This is a genomic window from Nocardioides sp. URHA0020 (assembly GCF_000620705.1).
GTDB lineage: Bacteria > Actinomycetota > Actinomycetes > Propionibacteriales > Nocardioidaceae > Nocardioides.
The window spans coordinates 66,413-82,718 of the sequence record NZ_KK211168.1 but is presented as its reverse complement, the minus strand read 5'-3'; the positions used below and the strand labels follow the sequence as shown (position 1 = coordinate 82,718).

The window sequence follows — 16,306 nt, the reverse complement described above, 5'->3', positions numbered from 1 at the left end:
CGCACTCACCCGAACGACCCGGTCCCAGCGCCGAGCAGCTGCTGCAGCTGGGCGAACTGACCCTGCTGAGCGAGCTGTCGGATCTGGTCGAGGTTGGCCGTGCCGTTGCTGCCGCCGACGTCGCCACCGACCGTCGGGATCGAGCCGCGGGCGCTGGACGCCACCGGGGCGGAGAACCGGGCGATCTCGTCGTCGGTCACACCCCCGACGGCCAGCAGGTTGTTGGCCGCGCTGACCAGCTTCTCGTAGTCCACCACCGACACCGTGGAGCTCGCGCCCCCCTCGGACCCCGAGCCGCGCAGGTCGTCGATGTTGGGCAGGAAGCGCCGGACCCCACCGGAGCGGCACAGCTCGGTCGAGTAGACCGCGAGCAGGTCGAGGATGTCCTTGATCGCCTGCGCCCGCGTGCGGTGCTGGACGATCGACGGGGTCGAGCCGAGCTCGACGGCCGACACCCGCTCGACGAGCTGCCAGGGCCCGGTCACGCCGTACGCCCGCTGCAGGGTCTCCTGCCCCAGGACGTCGAAGACGCAGTCGATGTGCTGGCTGAGCTTGCGGGCGGCGAAGACCGTGAAGCCCCAGCCGACGAGGCTCGCGTTGGCGGCGAAGTCCTGTGCCGCCTTGCGCACCTGCTCGCTGGAGCCCAGCCGGTCCCGGCCGTCGGTGGTGACGACGTTGGAGACCTGCAGGGTGCTGTCGTAGCGCACGAGCGCCGAGACGAAGCGCATCATCAGCTGCTCGAACTGCGTGTTGGGCTGCGCGTCGGTGTTGCCCGTGTCGCCCCGGCCGAGGGCCCGGGCGTAGAGGCCGGCTCGGGCCGCCGCGTCCAGACGGGTCTCGGTCTGCCAGAAGTAGCGGTTGAGGGCCCGACCCCCGCTGTCGTCGCGCACCGGCAGCATCCCCTGGGTGAAGAGCTCGACCATCTTGTCGACGACGTCGAAGGCCCCGGTCTGCTCGATCTCGTACGCCGCGCCGATCATCGCCACGCACTCGACGTTGGGCGGCTCGATCTCCTGGTTGGAGGCGTCCTCGCTCACGATCGCCGGGAGGTCCAGCGAGGCGAAGCCGGTGTCGACCGTGCCGTCGGCGTAGCGGATCATGCCGACCTCGACCTGCGAGCGCCGGCTGTCCCGGTCGGTGATGTCCCAGTCCTCGTCGGACGAGGCGATCACGTGGTCGGCGACGGCCGCGAGCTCCTGGTACTTGATCCTCTGGTCGCGGCGGAGCGCCTTGAAGTCGCCGACGATGTTGGCGTAGTGCTCCTTGTTGGTGACGCCCGGCGTGTTCGGGCTCTCGGTGACACCGGCGTCGTACGCCCGCTTGACCGCCCACCGGAAGTCGCTGCGGACCGGCTCGGTGTTGCCGTCGAGCAGCAGGCGGCCGGTGACGACGGCGATGAACGGGCCGGACACCTCGCCGCCGAAGCCCTGGAGCCGCTTGGTGACCTCGCTGACGAAGGTGGTGGTGTCGAACGGCGTGGGCAGGCCTCGCCTCTCGGCGACGTAGTCATCCATGTGTGCCACGGCGGTGCTTCCTTTCGTGTGGCCCCACCTGCGCAGGGTCTCGGTGTCTTCCGGGTCGGCGTTCTTGGGATCGATCGCGATCCGGATCGCGGCCGTCGTGACCGCGGTAGGTGGGGTGAGTGGTTCGGGCCGTCGTTCGTCCTCGGGCAGGTGCTCCCAGCTGCGCCGGACGGTCGGCATCGCGAAGGCCCGCAGGAGCGCCGTACGACGGCTCCCGCCGATCGACGTCGTGTCGGGCTCGTCGGCGAGCTTGTCGAGCATCGCGAGCTCGGTCTCGCTGATCGGGTGCGTCAGCTGCGTCGTCGTGAACGCGGTGACCTCGCGCAGCGTCGGGCGCTCCGACCGGGAGAGCTCGTCGAAGCAGAGGTCGAGCAGGTGGCGGGCGAGCTGCTTGCACGCCGCCGCGGTCAGTGCTGCCATGGCTGGCTCCTTCGGTCGTGGGTGGCTGGGGTGGGGAGGCGGTCGGCGAGGCTGAGCGCTGCCTCGGCGTCGAGCACGGGCGGACCCCCGGGCGCCCGGGCTCGCGCGGACCCGATCAGGACCCGGCGGATGTCGGCGGCCGAGAGCGTGCGTCCCTGGCGGTCGCCGCGGGCCGCGACCAGGGCCGCGGTGCCGCTGGCGAACGGCGCGGCGTGCGAGGTCCCGGTGGAGCGCCGGTAGCCGTGGAGGGAGAGCCCGACGATGTCCTCGCCGGGCGCGTGCAGCACCACGTGCGGACCGGTGCTGGTGAACTGCGAGACCTCGCCGTGCGGGTCGACCGAGCCGACGGCGAGCACGGTCGGCAGGGCGGCCGGGTAGAACGGCACCGTGGTCCCGTCGTTGCCACTGGCCGCGACCAGGACGACGTCGCGGCTCTCGGCGTACGCCGCGACCTCCTGGTGGGGTGGGGGTGCGGAGGCGTCGAGCTCGGTGGCCGACGTCCCGAGGCTGAGGTTGACGACCCGGGTGCCGCGGTCGACGGCGACCTTCATGCCGGCGTCGATGTCGGAGAGGCTGCCGATGCCGAACGGCTTGCCCTGGGGGCCGCTGCGCGCGCCGGCGAGGACCCGCAGCGGGACCGCGACGCACAGGCCGCCCAGACCCTGCGGCACCCGGTGCCCGGCTGCCCCGATGACTCCCGCGACGTGGGTGCCGTGACCGACCTCGTCCTCGGGAACGTCGTCCCTCCCGGACGCGTCGCCGAGGAGCTCGGGCCCGTCACCGATCCGGCCCATCCCGAGGTCGACGAAGTCGTAGCCCGCCCCGAGCCGGCCGGCCAGCTCGGGGTGGTCGAGGGCCACGCCGGTGTCGACCACGCCCACCCGGACCCGGTCGCTGCCGGGCTCGATCCGGTGCGCGGCCGCGGCCCCGACCATCGCGAAGGGCACCTCGGCCTCCCGCCGCGTGGGCGGGGTGGGCCTCGCGGCCACCGGCGCCCGGTAGGTGCGGGCCAGCAGCTCGGCCCCGGCGCTCTCCACGACCCCGAGGCACCGCAGCCGGTCCAGGGCACGAGCGACGTCCCCGGCGTCGCCGAGCTCGACCAGGTAGGTCCGCGACAGGCCGAGCTGCTCCTCGTCGTCGGCGAACCCCGCGACCTGCTGCCCGGTCCGGCCCAGCGACCGGCGGGCGTGGAAGACCGAGCGCGCCTGGAACCTGCCGGCTCCCCCGAGCGCGGCGTCCAGCGGTCCGCGACCGTCGAGGTGGGTGGCCGGGCGCGCGGCCCCGAGCAGGCAGTCCAGGTGGCAGGGCGCGTGCGTGCGCGCCTCGCCGGCGGCGAGGGTGACGCGCAGGTACGCCGGCCGGGCAGTCATGGCGTGCGCCAGGGGTCGCTCGGGACGACGTCGTCGTCGGGGTCGAACTCGAGCGACATCGACACCACGCCGTGCTCGCCGAGGTCCAGCTCGAGGTCGCCGGGCTGCGCGTCCGCTCCGAGGTCGAGCTCCACACCGCCCTCCACCGGGCGTACGCCGAGCGGCCGGCCGGCCAGCCGCGCCCGCTGGGTCGTCTCGTCGAGACGCGGGCCCGCCAGCCTGATCCGTCGCGTCCGGGGCGGCACCCGCACGATCTCGGGCCCGTCGGCGACTGCGACGGGGGATGCCGGCGGTGCCACCGGGGCCTCCGTATCCGGCGGCACCGCGACGGGCGGCACCGGGACCGGCGTGGCCGGCACGGGCGCGACCGGCACGGCCTGCACGCTGCGCACCCGCGGTCGTCCGTGCGAGAGCGCCTGGCGGAGCCGGTCGACCGGCAGCCCCGAGTAGCGCGCCACGGTGTTCTCACCCGTGGTGCGCTTCAGCTGGTCGAGCTGCTCGGCGTTGCGGACGCCGAGCTTCTCCAGCTGGCGCCGCTCCTGGTCATCCAGGCCGAGCTCGTCCAGGGTCGGGCTGCGGACGGCGGAGAGCGACACGGTGTTCTCGTCGATCATGGTGCGGTTGACGGTGGTGAAGCCGATGTTGACCACGCTGGCCCCGGTGTCGTCGGCCGCGCTCGGCCGGAAGACCACGCGGCCGTCGGTGCCGAGCTCGACGAAGACCTTCAGCTCCATCGAGAAGTCGCGGATCGCGTAGGTCAGCGGCCGGTTCACCGACTTCAGCCGCAACGAGTCCTGGGTCCGGTCCAGCTGGTTGGTGATCGCCTCGAGGAAGTCCTCGACCGGGAAGCCGGCACCCGGCGCGGTCACAGCGACCACCCCGCGGCCCACGGCTGGTCCGGCGACGGCTCGTCCGAGGTCACGATGACGAGGCGCGTGTTGTGGACGACGGGCAGGAAGCCGCTGACGAAGCGGGTGCTGCCCGGCGCCGCGTGCACCACCAGGTGGCCGTCGCGGTGTGAGAGCGAGATCTCCATGGGCACGTCCAGGTCGACCTCGACCATCGTCGTGGCGCCGTCCGTCGGCACCGCTCCGACCAGCGCGGTCAGCGTCTCGTTGAGCTCGGGGCGGCTCATGGCTCAGCGCTCGGGGGACCATGGGTCGCCCTGCTCGGGGTACGACGGCCCGGCGTACGACTGGCCGACGGCGGGCGCGGGCGGTGCGGCCGGTGGCACCACGGTGCCCGGCACGACGGCCGGTGCTCCGGCGGCCGGCGCAGCGGCGGGCGGTGCCGCCGGGGGCGGCACCTTCGCGTTGGAGTTGATCAGCTGGATGGCGTAGGAGTCGGCGAACCGCTCCAGCGGGAAGGTCTCGCTGCGGAACCGGACGGTGACCTCACCGGTCAGGTCGGTGCGGACGTTGATGTCGCTCTGCGCGTTGACGTTGGTGGTGTTGATCATGATCGCCTGCGCCGAGAAGGGGCTGGTGCCGGCCGTCTTGGCCATCGACCCGACCGTGGTCTTGCTCTGGTCGAACCGCACCTCGGTCGTCTCCGAGGCGTCCACGTGGAAGACGAGCTTGGCGGTGATCTGGCCGTCGCTGACCACGACCCGGTTGATGCCCATCATCACCATCGTCGCCAGCGTCTGCTGGCGCTGCTCGGCCATCGAGCGCCGGGCAGCGGGCACGACGACGTCCTCGACGGTGTCGTCGCTGAGGTCCTCGGGCGCGGAGAAGCCGAGATCGTTGAAGAACGACGGCAGCTCGCTGCCGGTGGCGCCCTTGTTGACGCCGAGCTTCGGCTGGCCGCCCGAGGTGTCCTTGGTGAGCACGTCGCCGTACCGGTCGGCCAGGTAGTCGCGGGCCTGGCCGTCGCTGACGTTCTCCGACATGAACTGGTCGACGGTGCCGGCGACCTGCTTGAGCATCTCGGCGTAGGCCTGCATCTGCTGGATGCTGCTGTCGACGATCGCCTGGAACGTGCCCTGGATCAGCCCGGAGACGAAGCTGGGGAAGTCGATGGCGTCCAGGGTCGAGCGGGCGACCTCCCCCACCCGGCCGACCGGGCTCGACCCCGACCCGGACGGAGCGGGCGCGGGGGCGGGACTCCCGGGGCTCGGGGGTGGTGGCGACGCCTCGGTACGACGCAGCGACGACAGGTCCGGCGCCAGTTGGCGTGACATCGGGTCGCCGAGCGCCGCCGCGTGCGGGTCGGCCCGCAGGTAGCGGGTGACGGCGGCCAGCGAGTCGGCGATGTCGGCCTGGGTCCGGTCGTCGAGCTGTCCGAAGCTCGGGCTCGTGTAGACGGCGCGCTCCACCGCTCCGGCGACGTCACGCGGGGTGAGTGGGCCGTCGGCCGGTGGGACTCCGTCGTGCCTGGCTGGCATCGCTCACCCTCCGATCGCTACGTCACCGAGCTCCGGCGCCGTCGCGATGCGCGCGAGCCTCGACCCGCCGTCCTCGCTCTGGCCGCGGCGCGCCATCTCCTCGATCGCGGTCCTGACGTCCGGCAGCGGCAGTGGCGATCCGGCGCCGAGGCCACGCAGGGCCGCCGTGAGCGTCGCGTGCGTGACCGGTCCGAACTCGCCGTCGGTGAGCAGCCCCGGCACGGAGGCCTGGAAGGCCTCGATCGAGTCGAAGCCGAGGGCGGCCAGGGCCGACTGCCGCTGCGCGGGTGACCTCACCGGGCCGACGGTGTCGGCGATCCAGCGCTTGGCGCCCTGCTCCCCCAGCGCGATCGACCGGTCGAGGACCATGCAGAGCGCCCGCTCGGTGGTCAGGCCGAAGCCGGCGGCGACGGGCAGCATCGGCGCCAGGTAGAGCTCGGCGGCCAGCTGGTTCTGGGCCGCCCGGAAGTCCGGGACAGCGCCCGCGGCCCGGAACCGCGAGAGCCACGGCTCCTCCCACAGGTCGGCGCCGGCCACGGGTTGCACCCGCGGGCCGCGGCCACCCTCGACGTGCTCGCTCGACGGTCCCGGCGCGGTGGTGGTGGCGACCAGCTCGCCGGCCGCGTCGCCGAAGACGGCGACGAACGTCTCGCCCTCGCGCTCCTGCATCAGGCGCAGCAGCTGGCCCAGGGTGCCGGCATCCTGGTTGAACTCGGCGATGCCGAAGGACAGCCCGGTGTGGAAGCGCTGGTAGGCCTTGTGGCCCGGGCCGTGCCGGCCGCGGAAGGCGCCGTCGGCGTTGACGGCCGAGTAGGCGCTGCCACCGTCGGCCGCCGTCAGCTCGATGACGCGACGCTGCGCCTCGGCCGGCAGCACCAGGGACGGTGCGACGACGTGCAGCGGCGCGGTCGGAGCCGTCCCGGGCACGGGAGCGGCGGGGGCGGCGGGCGCCGGCGGGACCGTGGCGGGCGCCTCCTCCAGGGACTGGTACGCCGGGGGCGTGCCGTACTGGTCGGCGAGGTCGACCCCGCCCCAGTCGACGTCGGGGTACTCGTCGCTGAGCGCCGGGACCGCGCTCAGGGCCGGGACGCCGGTGGCGCTCATCGAGTCCCAGCCGTCGTCGTACGCCACGTCGGCCAGCGACGCGGCCGCCGCCTCGGGGGTGCTGCCGTTGGTCGGGACGCCGGGCGGGGCTGCGGCCGGCTCGGGCGCTGACGTCGGGAGGTCGGGTGCCGTGGGAACTACCGGTGCCATCGCCGGCGGTGCCGCCGGAGATGCCGCCGGAGATGCCGCCGCCGGCGGCGGGGTCAGGGTCGCGGCGAGCGGGACGTCGGCGCCGTCCTCACCGTCCAGGCGGTCATCGACGCCCAGCCCGCGGTGGTGGAGACCTGCCGACGTCGCCAGGACCGGGACTGCGACGTCGAGGCCGTCCTCGCCGTCGCGGCGGTCGTCGGAGCCGACCGCGTCCCCGAGCGCGCGCCCCGGGATCCGCCCCAGCGACAGCGAGCGGCGCACCGTGACGGCCCCGGGTCGCGGCCGGAGCGACGCGTCCACGACCACGGCGCCGCTTGCCCCGCTCTCGGCGGACGTGACGCCTCCGATGCCGGTGCTGTCGGCGTACGCGATCGCGAGATACCAGAGCGACGCCCCGGACGCGGCGAGCAGCTGCACGGTCGCGGCCGGCGCGACGTACCGGGCCCGACCGGCGGCGGTCGCCGTCAGACCGCCGTGCGACCGGCTGGCGTAGAAGTTGGCGACCGTGCGGGCCTCGCTGCGCGCGGGGTCGAAGAGGCTCGGGTCCGTCGCCAGCAGCACCTCGGTCCAGGGCTGGGTCGTGGCGATGGTGAAGCCCAGGCTCGAGAAGCGCCGGTCGATGCGGCGGCGCGTCGGCGTGATGGACGGACGGGCACCCAGGGCGCCGCCCCCAACGTCGCCCAACGGGTGGCTCCGGATCATTGTCTGCATCGGCACGGCCGACCTCCTCAAGACTCGACAGGCGCACCCTCGCAGCCGACGATCACGCCGCTGTTCGGTCGTCGTCGGCCTCCCGTCACCGTCGCGTCACGCGACAGGCGCGCCCGTCGGACGCCGCCGGTAGCGGTGACGCAGACATCACGGTGGGACGACGCGGTGTGCCTAGGTTCGCCGGCGTGAGCAGGGAGACCGAGGGGTCCGGGGTCATGCTGGTGCGCGCCTGGGTGCACGACGGGCAGCTGGTCGCGCGGCTGCAGTCGTCGCGCACGGGTGACCCCGACCAGCACGCCCGGGTGGCCGTCGGGCTGGAGCAGATCCACGAGACGGTGCTGCGATGGCTGAGCGACCTGGAGGAGACGCAACGGTGACGGTGACGAGACGCCTGCGGGTCCACGCTGCTGGACATGCCTTCCCCCGACGTACGCGTGCGGCTCCTCGACGGGTTCGAGCTGAGCATCGACGGCGAGCCGTGGGACCTGCCGCCGTCGGCCGAGCGGCTGGTCGCCTTCCTCGCCCTGCAGCCGCGCCCGGTGGTGCGGACCCACATCGCGGGCATCCTGTGGGGCGAGCGCAGCGACGAGCGCGCCTCGGCCTGCCTGCGCTCCGCCATCTGGCGCGCCAACTCCGGCCACACGGCGCCGGTGATCGATGCGAGCCGCTCGCGCATCGTGCTGCACGGCAACGTCACGGTGGACGCCCGTGAGGCCGTGCTCGCCGCCCACCAGCAGCTGTCGGGCGGCACCCCCGTGGAGCCGGAGGTCTTCACCGGCGAGCTGCTGCCCGGCTGGTACGACGACTGGGTCCTGGTCGAGCGCGAACGGATGCGCCAGCTCTGCCTCGAGGGCATGGAGCAGATGGCCCAGTCGCTCCTCGAGGCCGGCCAGGCCTCGCTGGCGATCGAGGCCGCCCTGGCCGTCGTCGCCGCCGAGCCGCTGCGCGAGTCGGCCCACCGGATCCTCGTCGACGCCCACACCGTCGCGGGCAACCGGGCCGAGGCGCTGCGCCAGTTCGGCCGCTGCAAGAGCCTGCTCGCCGACGAGCTCGGCCTGCAGCCCGGCGTGGCGCTCGCCGACGCGGCGGGCCGCGCCTACGGGCCGGTCGCCGTCAGCCGGGCGGCGAGCCAGCTCCTGGCCGAGCAGTCCGCGCCCGCCCACGCACGCTGAGCGGCGTCCGGCCGTCGCGAACAACCCGGGCAGGGCCGGCCGGCCTCACTTCCCGAGCACGACCGCCTGCAGCGAGCCGGCCTTGAAGCGGCGCACCTCCTGCGGCCAGCCGCACCCCTCGGCCACCCTCCCCGCCCACAGGCGAGCGGCCTCGTCGTCGGGCACCTCCACGATGGTCAGCCCCCCGAGCCACTCCTTGGTCTCGGCGAAGGGCCCATCGGTGATGACCAGCGCGCCACTCGTGGCGTCCGCGCTCGCCGCCTCATCGAGCTCCTCGACCAGCCCGCCGGCGTAGACGAGGACGCCTTGGTCCTGCATGTCTCGGACGACGGCCGTGGACGGCTCGACCCGGCTCTCGAACCATGCGTCGTCGTGGTCGCCGACCCACTGCTGGTTGAAGTAGATGAGGTACTGAGACATCGCTGCTCCTTCGCGTCCGGCAAACCCGATGTCCGCCGCTACCCACGCTACGAAGAGACGTGGGCAGACACGACACTCATCCACGATCGAGGTCGGTGTCACGCGACCCGTGCTGCCCGGGACGACGCGTGGGAGCCTCAGCCAGGGATCTCCTCGGACCGGCGCGGGTAGCGGTTGCGCTGGACGACCGTGCCGACCTCGTCGCGCACCACGTGCTCGACACCGCGGACGCGGGCGGCGTCCCGGGCGTCCGCGAGGGCCGCCTCCCGGCTCTGGTACTCCCCGCCCAGCGGCGGCCCGTTCCGGCCGACGGAGTTCCGCCAGACGCCGTCGGCGTAGTAGGTCTCGATGGGTTCACCCATGCCGTTCTTTCCCTCCCAGGCTCTGCGTCGCCCGCCCCGGCCGCCTGCCGCCGAGCGAACCGATCTCGCGGTCATCGCCCGGGCTGGCTCCAGCTCGTCCCCTCCCCAGGGGTGCGAACAGACGTCGCTGTACTCCTTGTACCTGTCGCGGGGACCTGGCTTCGTTACACGAGCCGCCTCAGCCGGGATGCCTAGCTGGCGATCCAGACCCGGGGCTCCCCCGGTGCGACACTCATGTCCCGGAAGGTCGGGACCCTCTTGAGCGTCGCGGGCTTGTAGGGCACCAGCACGACGAGGGCGATGCCGTCCCGGTGCTCGAGCTCGACCTGGACGGCGTCGGATCCCTCGACGAGGACGTCGGAGACGAACGCCGCTGCCCGGTTCTCACCCGAGGTGGCCCGTGCTCCGTCGTACACGCCCGCCAGGACCCGGTCCGGCTGCGGGTGCTCTCCCAACCCCACCTCGGACGCGGTGAGCGACACCTCTCCGGCGGTCGACACCAGGGCACCGAAGGGGTAGAACCGCCCGTTCTTCCCGAGGAGCTCCTGGGCCAGAGGCAGCACGAGGTTGAGGAGACCATCCAGGTCCTGCTGCACTGAAGGCGATGCAGTGTCGCGCCACGAGGTCATGACTCGGATCCTGGCACACCGTCCAGCGGCCGATCGGGCCCGCCCGGTGACGTACGGGGCGCTTCGGGACCGACCCGATCGAGCAGCCAGGCCTCCACCTGCGCGGCGTCCGGGCCGAGGGTGTCGCTGATCACGTGCGGGACGACGCGGCTGAAGTAGTCGGTGACCATCCCGTCGGACTCGCGGACGATCATGCCCGCCGCCTCGTTGTCGATGATCCACGAGCCGAGCACGACCTGGTTGCCCTCGAAGACGGGCAGCTGGGTGTAGGCCTGGTAGACGTAGCCCTCGGCGCCGTACGGGCCCGGCATCACGAGGTCCTCGGAGCCGTCCGCGAGGTGGATGCGGATGTTGTCCCCCTCGCGACCGAACAGCGGCTTGGCCACCCACTCGGTGAGGTCGCCGGGCGTGTCGAGCCAGGCGGGCAGCAGGAGCCGGTGGCCGGGGTTGCGTGCCCACAGGACGGGGAGCAGTGCCTTGGTCGAGAGCATCGCCTTCCACGCCGGCTCGAACCAGCGCACGGGCCGGGCCTCGTCCTGGTCGATCAGGTGGCGGCCGAACGCCTCTCCGAGCATCTCCTCCCACGCATAGAGCTTGAACGCGTTGGTGATGCGGTCGTCGTTGACGTCACGGAACTCCCGGGTGTCGGGGTTCCACCCGACCTCCGCCATCGGGTGGGCGAGCGTGGCGAGGCCGGCCTGCACGGCGGTGTCCATCAGGTAGTAGGCAGTCATCTCGATCTCACCGCCGTCATAGCTGTCGCCCTCGCCGAGGTCGTAGAGGAAGTGCACCCCGTTGCCCGTGATGGCGCCGGTGTTGCGCAGGCGGCGCCACGCGTTGACGAGGCGGTCGTGGACGCTGTTCCACTGGTCGAGGTCCGGCATCACGTCCTCGAGCCACCGCCACTGGGCGACCCCGGTCTCGACCAGCCCGGTCGGGGTGTCGCCGTTGATCTCCAGCATCTTGATCGCGCCGTCGGCGCCGTAGACGAGGTCGAAGCGGGCATAGAGCATCGGGTCCCGCCGCTCCATGGAACGGCGTACGACGTCCAGCGCGCCAGCCGGCAGGCCCAGGCGCGCGTCGGTGAAGCCTGAGCCGGGCGAAGCCATGAAGCCCGCGGCGTCCACGCACATCGCCCACAGCTCCTCCGTGGCGGACTCGAGGCTCTCGATCTCCTCGATCGTGAACTCGTACCAGGCGGACTCGTTCCAGTACGGCTTGGTGCTCCCGTCAGGCAGGGCGGTGACCGGGTAGACCAGCCCCTGCTCGGTGACGATGCGCTCCCAGCCCTCTCGGGGTCGGATCCGGTGTCGCCACATCAGGCGATGCTGGCGCAGACGATGGCCGCCACCGACAACGACGTCGAGGCGGAGACATAGGCGAGCGGGCGGACCGGACCCGGCTCGGTGATGATCCTGCGCAGGTCGCCCGGGGTGATCGCGTCGATGGCGAAGAGCATGGCGGCGTTCAGCACGATGCCGAGGGCGCCGAAGGCGACGGTCCAGGCCAGGGCCCACCCGAGGCTGGTCTCGCCATTGGTCCAGATGGCGGTGAACAGCACCAGTGCGTTGGAGACGAGCCAGGCGCTGGTCACCGCGGCGGCCGACCTCGACTGGACGTGAACCGACTCCTCACCGCGTTCATCGACCCCGAGCAGGTGGCTGCCCAGGTGGCCGGGAGTGACCAGGTCGAGGACGTAGTAGGCCACGACGAGCATGGCTCCGGCGATGGCCGCGTAGACGGTCGCATGGACGAGGGCGTCGAGCAGATCAGTCATGGAAGAAGACTCCTACGAGAGGGAACGGGTCCGGACGAGGCGCGGACGCGTCAGCCGCCGAGCTCACGACGAGAAGCCGCGGCTGGAGCCACCGAAGCCGCCCTTCGAGGTTGCGGACTTGACGCTGGAGCCGCCGGTCTTGGGCAGGCCGCCGCGTTGGACCGAGCCGGAGAGGCCAGAGCTGTTGAAGGTGCCCCCGGAGACCACCGAGCCGAGTGCGGGCACTCCACGAGAGGCGGCGAGGTAGTACCAGAAGAAGCCCGAGGAGACCCCGTCGTAGTCGTTGCGGTCGTCGCACTGGGAGTCGTCGACCCGCTCATCGGTGTCCGGGTTGACGCAGACGGCCGCGTAGTCGGCCGAGGTGGCGCAGCCGGTGAGCCCTGCGGCCATCACGGCGGTCACCCCCAGGGTCACCGCGGTGGAACGCATCCGGCGGCGGGTGGTGCTGGTCATGGGCTTTCCTCTGGGCTGTGCGGCTGCGCCGCGGGTGGTCGTGCCGACGCGGTGCCCACATCCTCTCCTGCCAACGCCTCCCGGTGCCCGTCGGCGACCACGGCGGCCCCGACGATCGGGATCGCTGTCACGGTCGTCGATGGCGGCAGACGCGCGTCTACCGCGGAACGGCGTGCAGAGTGACGTCGACGAGATGTCCGGCGTCGACGGTCACGCTCATGTAGGTGCAGTGCGGTTGTCGGCGACGATCGGTGGGTGATCCTGGGTTCAGCAGCCTGAGCCCGGTGGAGGTCGTGGTGTCCCACGGGATGTGACTGTGCCCGAAGACGAGCACGTCGCAGTCGGCGAACGTGATGCTGCACCGCTCCTCGCGACCGCGTGCCGCCCCGGTCTCGTGGATGACGCCGAAGCGAACGCCTTCGATGTCGACGTGTGCGACCTCGGTGAGCCGGTCGCGGAGCGGGCCGTGGTCGTTGTTTCCCCACACTCCGACGACGCGGCGCGCTCGTGTCTCGAGCTCGTCGAGGAGGCGCTCGTCGACCCAGTCACCGGCGTGCACGACCAGGTCGGCACCCTCGATGGCGGTCCACACCTGCGCGGGCAGGTCGCGGGCTCGCTTGGGCAGATGGGTGTCTGCGACCAGCACTACGTGCGTCGTCATACGCCCAGTGAACACCGGGTGCAGCGAAGGGCGCACCGGCCGAGCACGATGATCTCCGGTGTCGGTCAGACGATGATCTGGGAGCCCATGATGACGGTCCTGTCGCGCGGCAGGTTGAAGTAGTCAGCCGCGTCCGCAGTGATGCCGGAGGTGCTCACGAACAGCTGCTTGCGCCACTGGGGCATGCCGGGGCCACGACCCACGCGGAGCTCGATGGTCGACAGGAAGTACGACGTGTCCTCGGGCTCCGCTGTCAGCTCGGGGCTGGCGCGCTTCGCGAGCGCGAGCACCTCTGGCACGTCCGGGGTCTCCATGTAGCCGTATCGGGCGTTGACGTGGACCACGCCGTCATCGGCGTACCCCAGGTCGTCGACCTCGATCCGCTCGTCGGGCTCGACGTACGGCACCGGCATCGTCTCGATCGAGAGGATCAGGACGTGCTCGTGCAGGATCCGGTTGTGCTCCACGTTGGCACGCATCGCGAGCGGCGTGGTGCTCTTGCCCCGGTTGAGGAAGACCGCGGTGCCGGGCGAGCGCGGCAACGGCGGCTGGGCCTCGTGGAGCTGCTCGACGAACTCCCGCAGCGAGCCCTCGTCCTCCTCCCGCTGCTGGGTGACGAGCTCGCGACCGCGCTGCCAGGTGGTCAGCACGGTGAAGACCGCGATCGAGATCAGCAGCGGCAGCCAGGCGCCGTGGGCGATCTTCGTGAGGTTCGCGGCGAGGAAGAGCAGCTCCACGCTCAGGAAGACGCCGCCTCCGAGCAGGACCAACCACAGCGGCGTGCCCCAGCGCCTCCGCACGACGTAGAAGAACAGGATGGTGGTGATCGTGATGGTGCCCGTGACCGTCATCCCGTACGCATAGGCGAGCGCCGCCGAGCTCTCGAAGGCGAAGACCAGGATCAGCACCGAGATCATCAGGACCCAGTTGATCCAGGGCACGTAGATCTGGCCCTGCTGCTCCGCCGAGGTGTGGGCGATTCGCAGCCGCGGCAGGTAGCCCAGCTGCACGGCCTGACGAGCGACCGAGAAGGCACCGGTGATGACCGCCTGCGAGGCGATGACGGTGGCCGCGGTCGCCAGCACGACCATCGGCACCAGGAGCCGGTCGGGCACCAGCAGGAAGAACGGGCTGGTGATCGCGCCGTCGGGGTCGTCGATGATCAGGGCGCCCTGGCCGAGGTAGCTCAGGATGCACGCAGGGAAGACGAGCAACAGCCACGCCCGGGCGATGGGGCTGCGACCGAAGTGACCCAGGTCGGCGTACAGCGCCTCGGCGCCCGTGACCGCCAGCACGACCGCGGCCAGGGCGAAGAAGGCGGTGGTGAAGTCACCGACCAGGAACTCGATCGCGTGCGTCGGCAGCAGCGCCTCCAGCACCCGGGGTTCCCGGACGACGCCGCCGATCCCGCAGGCTCCGATGGCGGCGAACCACACGATCATCACGGGCCCGAAGAGCCGGCCCACCCGGGCCGTGCCGAATCGCTGGGTCGCGAACAGCAGCACGATGATGACCGCCGTGATCGGCACGACGTACGGCGAGAAGGACGGCTCGACGAGCTTGACCCCCTCGACCGCGGAGAGCACCGAGATCGCCGGGGTGATGATGCTGTCGCCGAAGAACAGCGAGGCGCCGAAGATCCCCAGCGCCGCGAGGACCGCCTTCGTCCGGACGGAGCCGCCGACGGCGCGCCGCCTGATCTGGGTGATCAGCGAGAGGACCCCACCCTCGCCGTCGTTGTCGGCGCGCAGCACCAGCAGGACGTACTTGATCGTCACGATGATCGTCACCGACCAGAAGATCAGCGACACGATGCCGTACACGTGGTCGGTCACCGCGTCGACCGGGTGCGGGTCGTCGGGGTTGAAGACCGTCTGGACGGTGTAGATCGGGCTGGTGCCGATGTCTCCGAAGACGACACCCAGCGCACCGACCGTCAGCGCCGCCCGCGCAGGGCGCTTGATGTCGGTCCGGGTGCTCATCATCTCTCCCATGTCACGCCGACGCGCGTCGGCAGCCCGACTGTACGGACCCAGCAGCCGTTGCCTCCGGGCGGTCCGCCCAAACCGGTCGACTCCGATCGCGCACGGGCCTGTGCCGGCGACCCGCCCGGGCCGCCGACGTGTGATCCGCTCGGTTCCCTGGTCCCTTCCCACCGCCGACCGGCGACATCGAGACGCACCCTCACACCGATGAGCGGTCACGATCAGGCTCCTCGATACTGAGGGAGTGATGGTCAGCCGCAGTGATGTGCAGAGAGCAGAGGAGCGGATCGCCGGGCGAGTTCGGCGAACGCCTCTGATGCGCCCGTCCGGTCGTGACGCCGTATGGCTCAAGTGCGAGTTCCTTCAACACTGCGGGGTGTTCAAGACCCGAGGAGCTTTCAATCGCCAGCTCGCCGGGCTGGAGACCGGCGAGATCGGAGACGCTGGCATCGTCGTGGCCTCTGGCGGGAACGCCGGACTCGCGCAGGCGTTCGCTGCCCGGGATCTGGGCATCCGAGCCACCGTCTTCGTGCCGCAGACGGCTCCCGCCGTCAAGGTCGAACGCATCCGGGCCTATGGCGCGGAGGTGAGGCGCGTCGGCAGCGAGTACGCCGAGGCGTACCAGGCCGCCGTCGCGTTCGGTGAGCAGACCGGGGCGGCCTTCGCGCACGCCTACGACCAGTTCGAGGTCGCGGCAGGTGCGGGGACCCTCGCCGAGGAGACGTTGGAAGACGAGCCGTCCATCGACACCATCATCGTCGCCGTCGGTGGTGGGGGCCTGTACGCGGGAGTGGCGGCCTCTGCCTTCGGTCGCGCTCGCGTGGTGGCGGTCGAGCCGGAGCGCTGCCCCACGCTCAGAAGCGCCATGCTGGCCGGGCGTCCGGTTGATGTCGCCGTGTCAGGCGTCGCGTCGGACTCTCTCGGCGCTCGGCGTGTGGGGGACCTCGCCTTCGCCGCTCAGAGGAAGGAGCCGCCGACCTCGGTGCTGGTCACCGACGACGAGATCATTCACGCTCGGTCGAGCCTGTGGAGCGAGTATCGGGTGCCGTCAGAGACCGGGGCGGCCACGGCGTACGCCGCGTTGCTGTCGGGCCGGTACGTGCCGCAGGACGACGAGCGCGTTGCGGTCGTCATCTGCGGTGCCAACACGGACCCGGCCACGCTGGCCTAGGACACGGAGCGC

General features: G+C 71.9%; 17 protein-coding genes. 3 read left to right on the top strand and 14 right to left on the bottom strand.

What is annotated here, in order from left to right; genetic code table 11:
- Positions 1–5: 5 nt before the first annotated feature.
- The 6 genes from N542_RS0112145 to N542_RS0112115 are packed head-to-tail and all read right to left on the bottom strand — an operon-like array spanning position 6 to position 7,670.
- Positions 6–1,943, bottom strand: coding sequence for a hypothetical protein (locus tag N542_RS0112145; protein WP_028644138.1), 1,938 nt, complete (start codon positions 1,941–1,943; stop codon positions 6–8).
- Entirely contained in the window at positions 1,931–3,313 is a 1,383-nt protein-coding gene (locus N542_RS26665; RefSeq protein WP_051551692.1) for a S8 family peptidase, read from the bottom strand. The genes N542_RS0112145 and N542_RS26665 overlap by 13 nt, the downstream gene beginning before the upstream one ends.
- On the bottom strand, positions 3,310–4,182 hold the full coding sequence (locus N542_RS0112130) for a hypothetical protein (protein WP_155993034.1): 873 nt from the start codon (positions 4,180–4,182) through the stop codon (positions 3,310–3,312). The genes N542_RS26665 and N542_RS0112130 overlap by 4 nt, the downstream gene beginning before the upstream one ends.
- A complete protein-coding gene (locus N542_RS0112125) occupies positions 4,179–4,448 on the bottom strand; it encodes a hypothetical protein (RefSeq protein WP_028644136.1) in 270 nt (89 codons plus the stop codon). Before N542_RS0112125 ends, N542_RS0112130 begins: the two co-directional genes overlap by 4 nt.
- Before the next feature lie 3 nt (positions 4,449–4,451).
- Complete coding sequence (locus N542_RS24655; protein WP_155993032.1) at positions 4,452–5,699, bottom strand: hypothetical protein; 1,248 nt, start codon at positions 5,697–5,699, stop codon at positions 4,452–4,454.
- Between the two features lie 3 nt (positions 5,700–5,702).
- Positions 5,703–7,670, bottom strand: coding sequence for a hypothetical protein (locus N542_RS0112115; RefSeq protein ID WP_155993030.1), 1,968 nt, complete (start codon positions 7,668–7,670; stop codon positions 5,703–5,705).
- A 179-nt stretch (positions 7,671–7,849) separates the two neighbouring features.
- Between N542_RS0112115 and N542_RS0112110 the strand changes: the two genes are divergently transcribed.
- Complete coding sequence (locus N542_RS0112110) at positions 7,850–8,041, top strand: hypothetical protein (RefSeq protein ID WP_028644134.1); 192 nt, start codon at positions 7,850–7,852, stop codon at positions 8,039–8,041.
- Positions 8,042–8,077: 36 nt separating this feature from the next.
- Complete coding sequence (locus tag N542_RS24650; protein WP_155993028.1) at positions 8,078–8,836, top strand: AfsR/SARP family transcriptional regulator; 759 nt, start codon at positions 8,078–8,080, stop codon at positions 8,834–8,836.
- A 45-nt stretch (positions 8,837–8,881) separates the two neighbouring features.
- Here N542_RS24650 and N542_RS0112100 read toward each other — a convergent pair whose 3' ends face one another.
- The 8 genes from N542_RS0112100 to N542_RS0112065 form a co-directional block, all read right to left on the bottom strand.
- Entirely contained in the window at positions 8,882–9,256 is a 375-nt protein-coding gene (locus tag N542_RS0112100; protein ID WP_028644133.1) for a YciI family protein, read from the bottom strand.
- Between the two features lie 137 nt (positions 9,257–9,393).
- Positions 9,394–9,618 (bottom strand): DUF2188 domain-containing protein, encoded by a 225-nt coding sequence (locus N542_RS0112095; RefSeq protein WP_028644132.1) that lies wholly within the window; start codon positions 9,616–9,618, stop codon positions 9,394–9,396.
- Between the two features lie 191 nt (positions 9,619–9,809).
- A complete protein-coding gene (locus N542_RS0112090) occupies positions 9,810–10,247 on the bottom strand; it encodes a hypothetical protein (protein ID WP_155993026.1) in 438 nt (145 codons plus the stop codon).
- Positions 10,244–11,566, bottom strand: coding sequence for a glutathionylspermidine synthase family protein (locus tag N542_RS24645; protein ID WP_081795173.1), 1,323 nt, complete (start codon positions 11,564–11,566; stop codon positions 10,244–10,246). The genes N542_RS0112090 and N542_RS24645 overlap by 4 nt, the downstream gene beginning before the upstream one ends.
- On the bottom strand, positions 11,566–12,024 hold the full coding sequence (locus N542_RS0112080) for a DUF350 domain-containing protein (RefSeq protein WP_051551686.1): 459 nt from the start codon (positions 12,022–12,024) through the stop codon (positions 11,566–11,568). Before N542_RS0112080 ends, N542_RS24645 begins: the two co-directional genes overlap by 1 nt.
- A 63-nt stretch (positions 12,025–12,087) precedes the next feature.
- The gene (locus N542_RS0112075; protein WP_036507677.1) at positions 12,088–12,477 is read right to left on the bottom strand and encodes a hypothetical protein; all 390 of its coding nucleotides are present in this window, start codon (positions 12,475–12,477) and stop codon (positions 12,088–12,090) included.
- Positions 12,478–12,634: 157 nt separating this feature from the next.
- Positions 12,635–13,138: a metallophosphoesterase family protein gene (locus N542_RS0112070; protein ID WP_028644128.1), complete on the bottom strand. Its 504-nt coding sequence runs from the start codon at positions 13,136–13,138 to the stop codon at positions 12,635–12,637.
- 65 nt (positions 13,139–13,203) lie between these two features.
- Positions 13,204–15,120 carry a potassium transporter Kup gene (locus N542_RS0112065; RefSeq protein WP_028644127.1) on the bottom strand — a complete coding sequence of 639 codons (1,917 nt, stop codon included), beginning with the start codon at positions 15,118–15,120 and terminating at the stop codon, positions 13,204–13,206.
- A 250-nt stretch (positions 15,121–15,370) separates the two neighbouring features.
- On the opposite strand from N542_RS0112065, the gene N542_RS0112060 reads away from it, so the two are divergent.
- A complete protein-coding gene (locus N542_RS0112060; protein ID WP_028644126.1) occupies positions 15,371–16,294 on the top strand; it encodes a threonine/serine dehydratase in 924 nt (307 codons plus the stop codon).
- Positions 16,295–16,306: the final 12 nt, after the last annotated feature.

Excerpts from the sequence above, each read along its gene's own strand:
- N542_RS0112145 (WP_028644138.1), bottom strand. The coding sequence starts at position 1,943 with ATGGCAGCACTGACCGCGGCGGCGTGCAAGCAGCTCGCCCGCCACCTG.
- N542_RS26665 (WP_051551692.1), bottom strand. The coding sequence starts at position 3,313 with ATGACTGCCCGGCCGGCGTACCTGCGCGTCACCCTCGCCGCCGGCGAG.
- N542_RS0112125 (WP_028644136.1), bottom strand. The coding sequence starts at position 4,448 with ATGAGCCGCCCCGAGCTCAACGAGACGCTGACCGCGCTGGTCGGAGCG.
- N542_RS24655 (WP_155993032.1), bottom strand. The coding sequence starts at position 5,699 with ATGCCAGCCAGGCACGACGGAGTCCCACCGGCCGACGGCCCACTCACC.
- N542_RS24650 (WP_155993028.1), top strand. The coding sequence starts at position 8,078 with ATGCCTTCCCCCGACGTACGCGTGCGGCTCCTCGACGGGTTCGAGCTG.
- N542_RS0112100 (WP_028644133.1), bottom strand. The coding sequence starts at position 9,256 with ATGTCTCAGTACCTCATCTACTTCAACCAGCAGTGGGTCGGCGACCAC.
- N542_RS0112095 (WP_028644132.1), bottom strand. The coding sequence starts at position 9,618 with ATGGGTGAACCCATCGAGACCTACTACGCCGACGGCGTCTGGCGGAAC.
- N542_RS0112090 (WP_155993026.1), bottom strand. The coding sequence starts at position 10,247 with ATGACCTCGTGGCGCGACACTGCATCGCCTTCAGTGCAGCAGGACCTG.
- N542_RS24645 (WP_081795173.1), bottom strand. The coding sequence starts at position 11,566 with ATGTGGCGACACCGGATCCGACCCCGAGAGGGCTGGGAGCGCATCGTC.
- N542_RS0112080 (WP_051551686.1), bottom strand. The coding sequence starts at position 12,024 with ATGACTGATCTGCTCGACGCCCTCGTCCATGCGACCGTCTACGCGGCC.
- N542_RS0112075 (WP_036507677.1), bottom strand. The coding sequence starts at position 12,477 with ATGACCAGCACCACCCGCCGCCGGATGCGTTCCACCGCGGTGACCCTG.
- N542_RS0112070 (WP_028644128.1), bottom strand. The coding sequence starts at position 13,138 with ATGACGACGCACGTAGTGCTGGTCGCAGACACCCATCTGCCCAAGCGA.
- N542_RS0112065 (WP_028644127.1), bottom strand. The coding sequence starts at position 15,120 with ATGAGCACCCGGACCGACATCAAGCGCCCTGCGCGGGCGGCGCTGACG.
- N542_RS0112060 (WP_028644126.1), top strand. The coding sequence starts at position 15,371 with ATGGTCAGCCGCAGTGATGTGCAGAGAGCAGAGGAGCGGATCGCCGGG.